General features: G+C 47.4%; 15 protein-coding genes and 1 pseudogene. 11 read left to right on the top strand and 5 right to left on the bottom strand.

Going from position 1 to position 13,466, the window contains the following annotated elements; all coding sequences use genetic code 11:
• Positions 1-140, bottom strand: a pseudogene (locus NC994_RS12615) (photosystem II D2 protein (photosystem q(a) protein)); the annotation flags it as partial.
• A 436-nt stretch (positions 141-576) separates the two neighbouring features.
• Here NC994_RS12615 and NC994_RS12610 point away from each other — a divergent pair.
• The 3 genes from NC994_RS12610 (at position 577) to NC994_RS12600 (ending at position 3,157) form a co-directional block, all read left to right on the top strand.
• Complete coding sequence (locus NC994_RS12610) at positions 577-1,143, top strand: photosystem I assembly protein Ycf4 (protein ID WP_190433433.1); 567 nt, start codon at positions 577-579, stop codon at positions 1,141-1,143.
• 75 nt (positions 1,144-1,218) lie between these two features.
• Complete coding sequence (locus NC994_RS12605; protein ID WP_190433431.1) at positions 1,219-1,971, top strand: peptidylprolyl isomerase; 753 nt, start codon at positions 1,219-1,221, stop codon at positions 1,969-1,971.
• Between the two features lie 25 nt (positions 1,972-1,996).
• Complete coding sequence (locus tag NC994_RS12600) at positions 1,997-3,157, top strand: beta-ketoacyl-ACP synthase (RefSeq protein ID WP_190430607.1); 1,161 nt, start codon at positions 1,997-1,999, stop codon at positions 3,155-3,157.
• A gap of 134 nt (positions 3,158-3,291) precedes the next feature.
• Here the strand turns inward: NC994_RS12600 and NC994_RS12595 are convergent, their stop codons facing one another.
• On the bottom strand, positions 3,292-4,077 hold the full coding sequence (locus NC994_RS12595) for an RNA polymerase sigma factor SigF (protein ID WP_190414495.1): 786 nt from the start codon (positions 4,075-4,077) through the stop codon (positions 3,292-3,294).
• A 328-nt stretch (positions 4,078-4,405) separates the two neighbouring features.
• Between NC994_RS12595 and NC994_RS12590 the strand changes: the two genes are divergently transcribed.
• Positions 4,406-5,134, top strand: a complete 729-nt coding sequence (locus NC994_RS12590; RefSeq protein WP_190433428.1) for a Bax inhibitor-1 family protein — start codon at positions 4,406-4,408, stop codon at positions 5,132-5,134.
• 408 nt (positions 5,135-5,542) lie between these two features.
• Positions 5,543-6,650 (top strand): peptide chain release factor 2 gene (gene prfB, locus NC994_RS12585; RefSeq protein WP_190433464.1). Its coding sequence is split into 2 segments (ribosomal slippage): positions 5,543-5,614 and positions 5,616-6,650, totalling 1,107 coding nucleotides; the frame shifts between segments, so codons are not numbered across the junction.
• Here the strand turns inward: prfB and NC994_RS12580 are convergent.
• Positions 6,647-6,877, bottom strand: coding sequence for a hypothetical protein (locus NC994_RS12580; protein WP_190433426.1), 231 nt, complete (start codon positions 6,875-6,877; stop codon positions 6,647-6,649). The two genes, prfB and NC994_RS12580, sit on opposite strands and share 4 nt — an antisense overlap.
• A 76-nt stretch (positions 6,878-6,953) precedes the next feature.
• Here NC994_RS12580 and NC994_RS12575 point away from each other — a divergent pair, with 76 nt between their 5' ends.
• The 5 genes from NC994_RS12575 (at position 6,954) to NC994_RS12555 (ending at position 9,709) form a co-directional block, all read left to right on the top strand.
• A complete protein-coding gene (locus NC994_RS12575; RefSeq protein ID WP_347275892.1) occupies positions 6,954-7,115 on the top strand; it encodes a DUF3285 domain-containing protein in 162 nt (53 codons plus the stop codon).
• Positions 7,116-7,137: 22 nt separating this feature from the next.
• On the top strand, positions 7,138-7,644 hold the full coding sequence (gene ybeY / locus NC994_RS12570) for an rRNA maturation RNase YbeY (RefSeq protein ID WP_190430612.1): 507 nt from the start codon (positions 7,138-7,140) through the stop codon (positions 7,642-7,644).
• A 103-nt stretch (positions 7,645-7,747) separates the two neighbouring features.
• Positions 7,748-8,200 (top strand): diacylglycerol kinase family protein, encoded by a 453-nt coding sequence (locus tag NC994_RS12565; RefSeq protein ID WP_190414492.1) that lies wholly within the window; start codon positions 7,748-7,750, stop codon positions 8,198-8,200.
• A gap of 50 nt (positions 8,201-8,250) precedes the next feature.
• Complete coding sequence (locus NC994_RS12560) at positions 8,251-8,838, top strand: aminodeoxychorismate/anthranilate synthase component II (protein WP_190414470.1); 588 nt, start codon at positions 8,251-8,253, stop codon at positions 8,836-8,838.
• A 91-nt stretch (positions 8,839-8,929) separates the two neighbouring features.
• A complete protein-coding gene (locus tag NC994_RS12555) occupies positions 8,930-9,709 on the top strand; it encodes an MBL fold metallo-hydrolase (protein ID WP_190414469.1) in 780 nt (259 codons plus the stop codon).
• Between the two features lie 50 nt (positions 9,710-9,759).
• Here the strand turns inward: NC994_RS12555 and NC994_RS12550 are convergent, their stop codons facing one another.
• Together NC994_RS12550 and NC994_RS12545 are read right to left on the bottom strand one after the other, a co-directional pair.
• Entirely contained in the window at positions 9,760-11,097 is a 1,338-nt protein-coding gene (locus NC994_RS12550) for an adenylate/guanylate cyclase domain-containing protein (RefSeq protein ID WP_190414468.1), read from the bottom strand.
• Between the two features lie 80 nt (positions 11,098-11,177).
• Positions 11,178-11,720 (bottom strand): carboxymuconolactone decarboxylase family protein, encoded by a 543-nt coding sequence (locus NC994_RS12545; RefSeq protein ID WP_190430609.1) that lies wholly within the window; start codon positions 11,718-11,720, stop codon positions 11,178-11,180.
• A gap of 317 nt (positions 11,721-12,037) precedes the next feature.
• Between NC994_RS12545 and NC994_RS12540 the strand changes: the two genes are divergently transcribed.
• Positions 12,038-13,327, top strand: coding sequence for an aminopeptidase P N-terminal domain-containing protein (locus tag NC994_RS12540; RefSeq protein ID WP_190433424.1), 1,290 nt, complete (start codon positions 12,038-12,040; stop codon positions 13,325-13,327).
• Positions 13,328-13,466 lie beyond the last annotated feature (139 nt).

Raw genomic sequence — 13,466 nt, 5'->3', positions numbered from 1 at the left:
CCGCCTAGCGCCAGATACGCGCAGGGGAATAGCAGTAGGCCGGACCAGCCGACAAATACGAAGCGATCGCGCTTGAGCCAGTCGTCAATGGCGTCAAACCACCCTCTTGAACTTGGCGCGCGTCCGACTGCAATGGTCATTTCAAATCCTCTTACTATTGCGTCAAATCGTCTGAACTTGAGCAATTAACATTATTTATTTGACACGACCCACGTCAGACAGTAGTGGGATATTTTGGAGAAGTTTGCCGGGTTCTGTCTTCAATAGACACACTCGCTTGATTCCCCTGCGTGTCAATTTCCACTAACCTGTCGCCCTGGTGAGGGGTTTCAGGCTACTGTTATTTGGGAATGGGGCGCTTTTTGTCCCCAAAGTAAAACCCTAGGGTTGTAGCGCGTGTCCTCTATGATAAGAAAATATCAGAATTTTTACAATCTGACACGTACTTCTCATTAATCTCTGGCTCAGTTAGATTGCTAAATCAATAGCATAAATCCCTGGGAAGCTAGATAATCTGAATCAGTTCGATCTTAAAAATTTTCCTTAACAACTTTGGCGAACACAGAGTTTTCTTTCATGGCTGCACCGACAACATCCACAAGTAACCGCGTTCTCCGTCAAGAGGTTTTAGGCTCTCGTCGTTTGAGTAACTATTGGTGGGCAACCGTAGTCTCCTTGGGAGCTACAGGCTTTTTATTGGCTGGAATTTCAAGTTACACAAAAGTCAATCTTCTCCCTTTTGCTGACCCTACCAAGTTACTTTTTATCCCCCAAGGGATAGTCATGGGACTTTACGGGTTGGCTGGGTTACTCGTAGCGCTCTATCTATGGATGATGATTCTTTTAGACGTAGGGGGCGGTTACAACGAGTTTAATCAAGAAACCGGATATGTTCGCATCTTTCGATGGGGCTTCCTCGGCAAAAACCGCCAAATTGAAGTCGGCTGTCGCATACAAGATGTCCAAGCAATTCGAGTGGAAATTAAAGAAGGTCTCAACCCACGCCGGTCGATTTATCTGCGCGTCAAAGGACGCCGTGATATTCCCCTGACGCGAGTTGGGGAACCTCTACCCTTGTCAGAGCTGGAAAATCAGGGTGCCCAACTGGCTCGCTTCTTGGAAGTGCCCATTGAAGGTCTCTAACAATTCTTGGTTGAGCCTTCCAATATCTGCATAAGATGATTCAGTAGCTCTGGCTACCAATTAGGGGAAATGAAAATGCAGAGACAAATCCGGCACTGGTTTATATTACTTTTTGCGATCGCAGGACTGATGTTGGGGGGATGTACGACCGAGCAGGCTACTTCCTCGGATACCAGCCCCTCAGCAACTGAAACAACCTCAGCATCTGCCACTCCAGCGAGTAGTCCCAAAACAAGCAGTTTGCCCCGCCTAGCAGGTAAAGCTACCGTAGACATGACGGTTAAAGGCTCGCTCATTACGATTGAAGTCGATGGCACTAATGCCCCGATTACATCTGGGAATTTCGTCGATTTAGTTCAAAGAGGTGTCTACAACGGACTGGTGTTTCACCGCGTAGTGCGGCAACCGCAACCCTTTGTTGCTCAGGGTGGCGATCCGCAAAGTAAAGACCCGAATGTGCCCACAGAACGTCTGGGGATGGGCGGTTTTATCGATCCAGCGACGGGTCAAGCACGCTATATTCCCCTCGAAATTAAGCCCAAAGGGGCGGAAAAACCCGTTCTCAGCGAGACGCTCAAAAGTGCGGGTGTTTCTCAACCCCCGCAGTTGCGACATACTCGTGGCGCTGTCGCAATGGCTCGCTCATCTTTACCCGACTCGGCTTCGTCGCAGTTTTACATTGCTTTAGCCGATTTGCCGTTCTTGGATGGTGACTATGCTGTTTTTGGCTATGTAACCAAGGGGATGGAGGTCGTTGACAAGATTCAGCAGGGCGATCGCATTGAATCGGCTAAGGTGACCAAAGGTGCGGAAAATCTCAAGAAATAGCAATTGGCGATTCGCTGGGTAATCGGTGGAGATTGTCGTTACTGGGATTGGTTTAGTCTCGGCTTTGGGTAACAGCTTGCAGACGAGCTGGCAACGTTTAATCGCCGGTCAATCTGGCATTCAGTTGCATCAACCCTTTCCAGAACTTGCCCCCCGGCCCTTAGGATTGATAGGGAAACAACCCGCTGAGTTAGCAACCCTGACTCAGCGGGTTGTCGCTATGGCGCTGGAAGATGCTGGTTTGGTTTCGCCTTTGCCCGATTGTGGAGTCGTCATTGGTTCGAGTCGCTCTTATCAGGCATCTTGGGAGAAATTGGCGCGGGAGTTTTATCGGGATGCCGAACCAGTAAAATCGCCGCTATACAAACACCTGCCAACCCAGGCTTTTTTGGAGACGCTGCCCCACATGAATGCGATCGCAGCCGCTCGTCAAATCGGGGCAACTGGGTCAGTCTTGGCACCAATGGCGGCTTGTGCAACTGGAATTTGGGCGATCGCGCAAGCAGCGTCGCTCTTGGAAACTGGGCACTGTCAGCAAGTCATTGCTGGAGCCGTGGAATCATCGATTACACCGCTGACCCTGGCAGGGTTTCAGCAGATGGGCGCTTTAGCTCAAACGGGCGCTTATCCTTTTGATCGGCGGCGGGAAGGCTTAGCCTTGGGAGAGGGGGGAGCCGTCTTGGTACTGGAATCCGCAGAATTGGCAAAGCGTCGCTCAGCACGGATTTATGGTCAAGTGCTGGGATTTGGCTTGACATCGGACGCTTATCATACTAATGCGCCAGAACCGGGAAGTCGCAGCGCGATCGCGGCGGTCAAACAATGTTGCGATCGCAGCAACCTTTTCCCTGCGGACATCCATTACATCCACGCTCACGGTACCGCTACCCAGCTCAACGACCAAAATGAGGCGCACTTAATTCAGTATCTCTTTCCTCAAACAGTGCCAGTCAGTTCTACTAAGGGAGCCACAGGTCATACATTGGGAGCATCTGGAGCCTTAGGTGTCGCTTTCTCCCTAATGGCATTGAAGCATCAAATCTTGCCACCGTGTGTGGGGTTAAAGGAACCAGAATTTGATTTAGATTTAGTTAAAGTCCCGCGTCAAGGTGAAATTAAACAGGTGCTTTGTTTCAGCTTTGGTTTCGGAGGGCAGAATGCAGTGGTAGCTTTGGGGAAAATGTAGCCGAACGCCTTCAGGCGTTATGCCACCTAAAAAAATAGAGTGGTATATACCACTCTACAAACTCTCTACTAATTTTTAACTGGCGACTACTTCCCAAACAAGCTGTCTTGCTTGTAATTCTTTCCAGGAAGCCTTTAACTAGCCAAACGCTCGGTTGATTGAGGTTGCAACAGCGATACCAACTGCTCAACTCCTCTTTGAAGATGCCGTGTCACCGTCATCGGGCTGACACCAATTCGCTTAGCCGCTTCTTTCCGAGGAAGATCTCGTACCAACACCAACTCAATTGCTGCTTGAGTTTTGTTGTCCAAATAACTCATTGCCCCTTCCAGCTCTTGCCGTTCTTCTTCTTGACTTTGCCAAGATTGATAGCGAGGGTCAGGGAGTGTTTCCGCCAACGTCACCTGAAAGTCAGACTGCTCAAAAACGACACTATCTAAACTTAATGGTCGGCAGTTTTGAGCCGCAACCTTGCTTTCACTCCACTCTTCTAGAGATACTTTAATTGCTTGGGCAATTTCAGCTTCTTTTGGCGATCGCCCTAAAGTTTGTGCCAACTCTTTTCGCGCCTTTTGTCCTTCCTGCTGGATTTCCTGCCACCGACGAGGCATTTTCATTACGCCGCTTCTGTCGCGTAAATAATGCAGCATCTCGCCGCGAATGTAAGGAACCGCAAAGGAACTAAAAGCATAACCTTGATGGGGATTGAATCGCTCAATCGCCCGAATCAAACCGAGATAGCCGAGTTGTTCCAAATCTTCATAAGGTTCCGCACACTGATAGCTGACTCGATGAGCCATCTTCCGAACCAGTCCAGCATTCAACTGCACCAGTTGATTGCGAACTTCAACTGATGGATTTTTATAGTAAGCAATCAAAAGTTCCATCGAATCGGAGCTGCAAGAAGATTGAGTCGCCATTGTCAAAGCCTCTGTAAAACCACCCCGTTTGGGAGATTGGGAAATCGCTATCTCTTCATTTCGTCTAACTGAATTCATTTTCTGTATAGGCGCTTTCAACAACCATCGTTGGAATACGGAACTCACAGAGAGCCTCTCCAGGAATGTCAGCATATATACGTAAGTTGCAGTTTGATGTAGCCAAAAACTAATCCTTACTTCAAAAACAAACCGTAAGCGTTTGCTTCGTGAAACCCACCCTTCTAAGGACTCCGGCTCTACGTCACAATTGAATTAGACTGGCGATCGCATAAATGTAAATGACTCGTAATATTTCTGAGGAAGCTTCATGAGTAACACCAGTAACTTCCGTCAAGCGATGCGTGAGGCTAAAAATCACGCACTCGTTGGCCCCAACGTTATTGCCAACGCCCTCCCCTACGTCGGCGGTGGCCTTGTCTTAACTGCACTTGGCACCTACGGGGGTCTTGGCGTTCTTCGCTCCAACCCAGGGCTATTCATGCCAACCTTTTGGGTTGCCCTGGTTGCAGAATTTGCCCTTTTCTTCGTTGCCCAAAACGTTGCCATTAATGGCAAGAAAAGCGTTGCTCTGCCCCTCCTCGCTACCTACAGTCTGTTGTCGGGCTATACCCTGAGCGGATTGATATTCGTGGCTCTGAGGACACCAGGGGTCGGTGTGGCAGGAATTGGTTTTGCCGCCCTCGGCTGTGGCGTTACCTTTATTGCTGCACGACAGATTGGCTCCAATCTGTCGGAGCAAGACGGCATGGCTCTAACTAAAACAGTACAGCTAGGTATTATTGCCCTAGTTGTGGTGCTAGTGGGTCAGCTGCTGTTGTCTTTGTTTGGTGTCTATACACCCACCTGGCTAGAAATTGCCATTTCTGGTATTGGCGTGTTTTTGTTTGCCGGAGCTGCTGTGGTGGATTTCTATATCCTGCCCCGCGCTTACCGCGATGACCAATATCTGCCTGCTGCTTTGTCGATGTATCTGACTTACATCAATTTGTTCATTTTTATCCTGCGGTTGCTGATCGCTTTTAATAGCCGCGACTAACAGGCAAAAGTTTCATTAAGCGCACACATCTTGAAGCCGTGGGAAACCACGGCTTTTTTTGGGACTGGACATTTAGCAAGAAACTTAGATAAATTTGATTGCAGTGCAATATGAGCAGCGATCAAGAAAAAGCGCTAAAGCAATGCTGGAAATCATAGACATCCAACGTGAAGTAGAAACGTTGTCTTAGCATCTGGATCAAGATCAAGACTATCTTTAACTTTCAGCAGTTACTCCACAAATTCAATCTTAATGGGGTAATGGGTAAGAGATAATTGGTAACTTCCCCTGTTCCTCTCCTTCGCTTTCTTTGTTCAGGTCTTAGTGATTGGGAGAGAGACTCCAGCTAAGATCGAAAAGAGTGCAACTTTACTACCAAGCGCTCATCGGAAAAAGCTCAAAACAATGATTGAACTCCTAGACATTAAACGCGAAGTCGAAACGTTGTGCGATCGCCTGGGTAAAACCCAGGACTATCTTTGACGTTCCTGCTCTAACTGCCAAAATTCAAGACTTGGAGCAAGTCGCGGCTCAACCGGATTTTTGGGACGACCAAACGAGTGCCCAGAAAACCCTCCAAGAACTCAATGACCTTAAATCCCACTTGGAACAATTTCACCAGTGGAAAAACAGCCTGGAAGACGCCAGGGCGGTTGTGGAACTGCTGGAATTAGAAGCCGACGAGTCACTGCTTTTGGAAGCTGAAAGCAACATCACCAAGCTCAATCAGGAACTTGAGCGATGGGAATTGCAACAGATGCTTTCCGGTACTTATGACCAAAGCGGAGCCGTTTTAACCATTAACGCCGGTGCAGGTGGCACAGACGCCCAAGACTGGGCGGAAATGTTGCTGCGGATGTACACTCGCTGGGCAGAAAACCACGGTTACAAAGTTACCTTAGCGGAAATCTCCAAAGGAGAAGAAGCGGGGCTTAAGTCAGCCACCTTAGAGATTGAAGGGCGTTATGCTTATGGCTACCTGAAGGCAGAAAAAGGAACCCACCGGCTGGTGCGGATATCGCCTTTCAACGCCAACGACAAGCGCCAAACAAGCTTTGCTGGAGTGGAAGTAATGCCAACTCTGGATAGATCCGTGACTCTGGACATTCCAGATAAGGATTTAGAAATCACCACCTCTAGGGCTGGTGGTAAAGGTGGACAAAATGTCAACAAAGTGGAAACAGCGGTGCGGATTGTTCATATTCCCACCGGGCTTGCCGTGCGCTGTACTGAAGAGCGAAGTCAGCTGCAAAACAAAGAAAAAGGTCTTGCCATCCTCAAAGCTAAGTTGCTGATTGTCGCCCAAGAGCAACGCGCCAAGGAAATTGCGGACATTCGAGGGGATATGGTAGAGGCAGCTTGGGGCAACCAAATTCGTAACTACGTTTTCCACCCGTACCAGATGGTCAAGGATCTGCGGACAGGTGTGGAAACGACTGCCATTAACGATGTGATGAATGGCGACCTCGATTCGTTCATTGAAGCCTATCTGCGCCAAGAAAATCAGCTTACCTAAAAGCTGCGCCGTTTGGTCTTTAGGGTAGCCTCAGTGAGAGGGTTACTTAGCCACCAAGACACCAAGAAATTAGTAACATCGGGTGGACAAAGGAGCGATCGCGCAAAAGCGATCGCTCCTTTGTCCTTTACTTGCTGATTCGGTGATTTGCCATCAATTGCGAAACAAACTGTTACATTGTTGGAAGAAAAGTTTATCCCTGGCTTATCATCAGCTGGAAAAACCACTTTTGAGTCTTCAGTAATTATCCTTATGAGTAACTCCTCGTCAACGCCACAAGCGGCATCACAAACTCCAGAACCCATTTCTGAATCGACACCCGCCTCGACAGAGCCTCAACCCAGCTACGTGAAGCTGGCAATGCGAAACATGGTACGAAAAGGAGGCACTTCGTTAAAACATTTTGCCCTGTCAACCATTGGTCTTGTGGCGCTGCTGATCGGTCTTTCTTACCTGACTCGTTAATCCGGAACCCGGTTGTATGGGCATAAACATAGAAGTTAGCATCCAAGACTATTTCTTCTCGTCCAATCCAGCAGATGCCAGTGCCCAAGAAGAAATTTCACCTGAAACTTGGGAAACTTGGTTCCATCGTTGGATGGAAACGCTGCATCTAGATATTCCTCAAGCGGATGCCTATGAACTGAGTTTGCGCCTCACGGACGATAAAGAAATACAGACCCTCAACGCCCAGTATCGTCATCAAAATAAACCGACAGATGTATTAGCTTTTGCATCCTTAGAGGTAGACTGTCCTCAGCCGATGGATTTTTTAGAGGATACACCTCTGTATCTTGGTGATATCGTCATCTCCGTTGAGACTGCGACTCGGCAGGCTCAACAACAGGAACATCCTTTAAAAACAGAGCTAGCCTGGTTAGCGGCTCACGGTTTGCTTCATCTACTCGGCTGGGATCATCCCGATGAAGATAGCCTGACTAAAATGTTGAACCAGCAGGAAACTTTACTCCAGGTTATTGGTCTTACTATCTAGCCTAGCTATACCCAATAGCCTTCATCTGTACTTAGATTCAAGTTTCGCCCACGCGCCAGCCGGAGCGATGGTTCATGCCCTTCAGCCCCGTAAAACCCTTGCCATGTCTCAAGAAATTTCCACACCTTCTTTGAACCACTCAGATGTAGTGAAACCAAACCGGGATTTAGCTTGGCGAATTGCGCCGAACTTAATAATTAGTTTTAAATATGCTTGGGCCGGACTTCGATATGCCTTTATTACCCAACGCAACTTTCGCATCCATGTAGTTATAGGCACCCTAGCTATTGGTTTGGGTGTCTTTTTGCAGTTGAAGGCAGTCGAAATGGCGGTGATTGGAATAACAATTGGGCTAGTGTTGGCGCTGGAGTTATTGAATACGGCAATTGAGTCAGTTGTTGACTTAACGGTTAAGCAGGCTTACCATGAGCTTGCCAAAATTGCTAAAGACTGTGCTGCTGGTGCCGTTCTGGTTTCGGCACTCGTGTCGGTATTGGTCGCTGGTTCGCTGCTTTTGCCACCCCTTGTAATTCGGATTCAGTCGATGCTGCGCTAAGTAGTTTTGAGTTTTGAGTTGAAGGCTTCTGACTCACAAGGAGTTTACATTTGATTCTGGTTATTGATAATTACGACAGTTTTACCTATAACTTGGTGCAGTATCTGGGAGAACTTGGCGCTGAACTGCCCGTAGCATCTGAAATTCAGGTGTATCGCAATGACCAAATCTCCCTTGAGCAAATCGAAAAGCTTAAACCCGATGGAATTGTGATTTCGCCGGGACCAGGGCGTCCAGAAGATGCCGGAATTTCCCTGGAGTTAATTCAAAAGATGGGTTCCGGGGTACCCATTTTGGGCGTTTGCCTGGGACATCAAGGCATTGGTCAAGTATTCGGCGGTGAAATTGTTTCTGCACCCATGTTGATGCATGGCAAAACTTCTCCAATTCATCACACAGGTGTCGGCGTATTTCGAGGATTAGACAATCCCTTTACCGCTACCCGGTATCATAGTTTGGTGATTGACCGACACAGCTGCCCAGATGTCCTGGAAATTACGGCTTGGGTAGACGACGGAACCATCATGGGCGTCCGGCATCGGAACTATCCGCATATTGAGGGCGTCCAATTCCATCCGGAGAGTATTCTGACGGCTTCAGGAAAGCAATTGCTGCGAAACTTCCTGGAATCGCTTTAGTGCTAATGGCTAATGGCTAATTGTTCATCGCTCAATTAAGCATTAGCGATTAGCAAAGGACTAATGACTAATGACTGAGGACTAAATTCTGATGAAACGGCGACAGTTGATGCGCTATGCTGGGGCGGGTTTGCTTACAGCATTAGGAACAGGCTTGGCTTCTGGATTTCAGACTTATCAGGCGGCAACACCTGGTGGATCTGTCTCTGTGAAATGGCTGGGGCATACCAGCTTTTTGTTTACTGGAAGTGGTAAACGAGTCTTGGCGAATCCCTTTCAGAAGCTGGGCTGTACGGCTGGGTATCGTTCATCGAAGGTGCCGGCGGATTTAGTGCTAGTCAGCAGCCTATTACTTGATGAAGGGGCGGTGGAAGGGTTGCCAGGGAATCCCCAGTTTTTATATAAACCGGGAGTTTACCAAGTTGACAACCTAAAAATTCAAGGAATGAGCATTAACCACGATCGCAACGGTGGACGCCGATTTGGCACGAACGTGGCTTGGCGTTGGACGCAAGGAGGAATCAATATTCTGCATTTAGGCGGTGCTGCTGCACCGATTGATATTGAGCAAAAAATCCTGATGGGACGTCCCGATGTATTGTTAGTACCCGTAGGCGGAAGTGACAAAGCCTACACGCCTCAGGAAGCCATGCAGGCAGTACAAGTCCTCAATCCCAAATTGGTGATTCCCACGCATTACCGTACCCAAGCCGCCGATGCTGCGAGTTGCGATATTGTCTCCGTGGATGAATTTTTGGCATTGATGGATGGGATGCCGGTGCGTCGGGTCAATAGTGATACTTTGACGGTTAAATCAACGGATTTGCCAGAAAATGGCACTGCGATCGCAGTGATGAGTTATAAGTTTTAAACAATCATGCGTGATGAGTCCCTAGTTATTATTTAGTGCATGGCTAATGACTAATCAGGATGCCCCGATTGGATTGCCGCATAAAGTTGATTAAAATCCTCATTGGGTAACAATCCGGTGGGATCTAGGGAAAAGCATTTTTTGAGGCGGGTGACAAGATACATATCAATGTCACCCTTATTTTTTGCATTGACTTTTCCCCGATATTCACAATCAAAAAAATTTTTCACTAACTCAAACGTGGCTTTTGAAATATTAATGTTGCCACAAACTCCACAGGATTCCATTCTGGAGGCAGTATTAACCGTATCGCCCCAAACATCATAAGAAAATTTATTATGACCAATCGCACCCGCTAGCAAGGGTCCTGAGTGGATGCCGATGCGGACTTCCCAATAGGGATGATTATTTTTGATTTTTTCGAGCCGCCGCCATTGCATAAAGGCTTGAATTTGTAAGGCGGCTAGTACAGCATCAATTGCATGAGTGCGGTTAGGAGTGGGAATTCCTCCAACACACATATAACTGTCACCAATTGTTTTTAATTTCTCTAACTTGTGGGTTTCAATGAGCATATCGAAGCAAGAAAAGCAATAATCTAATTCATTGACTAAATCTTCGGGAGTAAGTTGTTCGGCTAATTGAGTGAAATCTTTAAAGTCGGTAAACAATACTGAGGCAGAGTCATAATGCACGGGTTTAACTCTGCCAGTGCGTTTTAATTCATCGGCTACACGTACAGGAAGTACGTTCAGTAACAGTTGCTCAGATTTGCGTTTTTCTGCCTCTAGTTGGGCATATAGCTGATTTAATTGGGCGAAGCCACTGGCGTTACGAATTGCTGCCGATACTTGCAAGGCTAGTAAATAACTAATGCGTAAATCTTCCAGTGTGTAAGCGTGGGCTTGGGTAGTCGCAAAGTTGATAGTACCAATGACTTGGCGATCGCTCTGTAGGGGGACGAATATTTGGGAAGCATAAGAGTGCAGAAAAACAGATGGAGAGCCTTCTCGAATCAGTTGCGATTGACCTGTTTTCATTGCACGACCTAAAGGGCTGTCCTCTGCGACAATCGTGGCAGTCAACTCTACAGGATCGCCAAATAGGGTTACGAGGCGGCAAGAACTGGTATCGGTGCAGATATAGACACTACAATGCTCGAAATCCAAGAGCCATTTAGCTTGTTTACCAACAACCCGCAAAATCTCGTCTATATCCAGGGTACGGTTAATCGCTGTCGCAATTTCATTGACAGCGGCGATGCGGCTGGAAAGAGCTTGGGCTTCCGCAAGCAGACGGCGGGCTATCAGCAGTAGTGGTTCGCGAGCTTGTTTTTCTAGCTCATTGCTACTATCAAACGGAGGGAAAGAGTCATGGGTATTGCCCATTATTGGGATGATTCTGTTTTTCCTGAAATTTAACGAACGACATTCTCAAGAAAATACGGACTCACGAGAAAACTGGCAATTTACAATTGGTCAATTTCGAGAGCGATCGCATCTGTGTATCGATTTATGCTGGTAAATAAGTCAGCAGTCGCAATAATCTCGAAGATTTCTGAGTCATCTAGCCCCAACTCTCGGAGATTTTGGTAATCTTTTGCGGTCAGTTCCTGGGGTTTAGTCCCGGCAAGTAAGCCAAAACTAATGACTGCTTTTTCGCGCTTGGGGAGGGGACAGGCAGCAAAGTCTGAAACCAATGTCCGGAGAACTTCCTCGCTCATTCCTAGAGCAGATAATCCATGCAAGTGAACGTTGAGGGCATAGGGGCTGTTGTGAGCTTGAGAGATGGCAACTCCCACCATTTCCTTCAGGGTGCGGGGCACATCTCCTTGCAGGATGGTAGCGCGGAATTTTTTCCAATTCCCTTCCAGCACATCGGGATTTATCGCCATTGATTTGAAAATGTTGGGAATGATGCCAAACCCTAGTTCAGACAAAATTTCGTTATATACTGTTTTGACCTTTAAATCTGTGACTTCATCTTGTTCTTGAAGGGGGAAGCGAGTCATAGTTGCCTCTATCATTCGTTTGTAAAATTGCTAAGCGAGATGGAAGCGGTTTTTTTGTTATCTGAAATATTTTTGTTCTCATTTAATAGATGCAAGAGTCGATCGGGAGTATCGTTCCGTCGAATCCAGTCATTAGCGATCGCGCAGCCAATCCCCTGAAAAAATCGCTAACGATTCAGAAAATTTTAATTTGAGTTGTATTCGAGTACACCCTATAAAGATTTGTTACCAAATCTCTCATAGTATAACCTTGAAAATATATTGGTCAATTCGACTGACTCGACCACCTAGAAAAACAAAGATACGTAGTTGAGATTATGCAAGCAGAATACGCAGCGCGTCGCGAGCAGTTGATGGCGAAAATTGGCAACGGCACTGCCATCTTTCGGAGTGCCCCAGTGGCTGTCATGCACAACGATGTTGAGTACACTTTTCGGCAAGATAGTGATTTTTATTACTTAACTGGATTTAACGAACCAGAGGCAGTGGCAGTTTTAGCACCCCACCATGCAGAACACCGATTTGTATTGTTTGTCCAGCCGAAGGAACGAGATAAGGAAGTTTGGACAGGATATCGGGTCGGGGTGGAAAAGGCAAAAGAATTCTATGGGGCGGATGAAGCTTACCCGATTGCAGAACTAAATGAGAAACTACCTCAGTATTTAGAAAAAGCCGACCGGATTTATTATCATTTGGGACGCGATCGCGCTTTTAATGAGACTATCCTCACCCACTGGCAGCGGTTGATGGCGGGTTATCCCAAGCGGGGTACGGGACCCATTGCGATTGAAGACACCAATCCGGTGCTTCATGGGATGCGACTGGTGAAGAGTCCATCTGAGATAGAATTGATGCGTCGTGCGGCTGACATCTCAGTAGAAGCCCACAACTGGGCGCGAGAATTCGCGCAACCGGGGCGTTACGAGTACGAAGTACAGGCGGAGATAGAACACATCTTCAGAAAGCAGGGTGGAATGGGGCCAGCTTATCCCTCAATTGTTGCCTCTGGCGCGAATGCTTGCGTGCTGCACTACATTGAGAATAATCGGCAGATGCAGGATAACGAGTTACTGCTAATTGATGCGGGTTGTTGCTACGACTACTACAACGGCGACATCACGCGCACATTTCCGGTCGGGGGCAAGTTTACGACAGAGCAGAAGATACTTTACGACATTGTATTAGAAGCGCAGTTACAGGCGATCGCGCAAGTTCAACCCGGAAATCCCTACAACTTAGGTCACGACACGGCAGTGCGCGTTTTGGTCGAAGGTTTAATCGATGTGGGACTCCTGGCAGGTGATATTGAAGAAATTATCAAAGAGGAGAAATATAAACCCTTTTATATGCACCGCACCGGACATTGGCTGGGTTTAGATGTCCACGATGCCGGTGTTTATAAGCATGGGGAAGAAGTGTGGCAGAGTTTGCAACCGGGTCATGTGCTAACAGTGGAACCAGGTCTATATATTGGACTGGATGTAGAACCAGCCGAGGGGCAACCGGCAATTGATGACAGGTGGCGTGGCATTGGTATCCGCATTGAGGATGATGTGTTAGTTACTGAGTCAGGACATGAGGTACTGACGGCGGGGGTTCCCAAGTAGATTGGACTAAACTTTAAACTTCATCAAAATCCCTCATTATCCTCAAATCTACGGGTTTAGTGAGGGTATATTTTTTTCGGAAACAGCCGAGGTGGAATCTGTTTGTTCGTTTCCAACTCGCTGCCATCAGTCAAGCAGA

It is taken from the genome of Trichocoleus sp. AS-A1, from assembly GCF_039962015.1.
Taxonomy (GTDB): domain Bacteria; phylum Cyanobacteriota; class Cyanobacteriia; order Cyanobacteriales; family FACHB-T130; genus FACHB-T130.
Note: the sequence above shows the minus strand (reverse complement) of the source record. Positions and strands in the feature narration are given on the sequence as shown.

Bases quoted from the DNA above. Each gene is read 5' to 3' on its own strand.
- NC994_RS12610 (WP_190433433.1), top strand. From the start codon at position 577: ATGGCTGCACCGACAACATCCACAAGTAACCGCGTTCTCCGTCAAGAG.
- NC994_RS12605 (WP_190433431.1), top strand. From the start codon at position 1,219: ATGCAGAGACAAATCCGGCACTGGTTTATATTACTTTTTGCGATCGCA.
- NC994_RS12595 (WP_190414495.1), bottom strand. From the start codon at position 4,077: ATGGCGACTCAATCTTCTTGCAGCTCCGATTCGATGGAACTTTTGATT.
- NC994_RS12590 (WP_190433428.1), top strand. From the start codon at position 4,406: ATGAGTAACACCAGTAACTTCCGTCAAGCGATGCGTGAGGCTAAAAAT.
- NC994_RS12565 (WP_190414492.1), top strand. From the start codon at position 7,748: ATGTCTCAAGAAATTTCCACACCTTCTTTGAACCACTCAGATGTAGTG.
- NC994_RS12555 (WP_190414469.1), top strand. From the start codon at position 8,930: ATGAAACGGCGACAGTTGATGCGCTATGCTGGGGCGGGTTTGCTTACA.
- NC994_RS12550 (WP_190414468.1), bottom strand. From the start codon at position 11,097: ATGGGCAATACCCATGACTCTTTCCCTCCGTTTGATAGTAGCAATGAG.
- NC994_RS12545 (WP_190430609.1), bottom strand. From the start codon at position 11,720: ATGACTCGCTTCCCCCTTCAAGAACAAGATGAAGTCACAGATTTAAAG.
- NC994_RS12540 (WP_190433424.1), top strand. From the start codon at position 12,038: ATGCAAGCAGAATACGCAGCGCGTCGCGAGCAGTTGATGGCGAAAATT.